We start from the raw sequence: 391 nt of genomic DNA, 5'->3' as shown, positions 1-391 counted from the left end.
CGGGAGCCTTATCACCGCATCAATAGTCCAATTGATGCACGCGTTATTAAGCGCTGGGTGAATCAAGGGGATTTGGCTGTTATTGGAAAACCTCTTCTTCAACTCGAAGCGATTGGTGGTTTGGAGTTTGAGGCTTCGTTGCCAGCAGAGTGGGGGCAGACTCTAAATATTGGTGACCAATATGACATTAAAATTCACAAGCGCGATGAACCCGTTAAAGCCGTTATATCTCATATCGTGAATAGTGTTGATCGTATTACCCAAACCATTCAGATCAAACTCGCTTTGCCTGAATCCTACAAACTTGAAGCCGGCTTATCAGGGCAGGTGGACTTCATTATCTCTTATGAAAAACAGATTCTTGTTGATTCTTCATCAATCATTAAGCGGG

Annotated in this window: 1 protein-coding gene; it reads left to right on the top strand. The window is 43.5% G+C overall.

What is annotated here, in order from left to right; genetic code table 11:
- Positions 1 to 391: HlyD family secretion protein (locus A3735_RS09475; protein WP_156499565.1), on the top strand; the 391-nt coding region annotated here is incomplete at both ends.

The sequence above is a fragment of the Oleiphilus sp. HI0061 genome, assembly GCF_001635675.1.
Note: the sequence above shows the minus strand (reverse complement) of the source record. Positions and strands in the feature narration are given on the sequence as shown.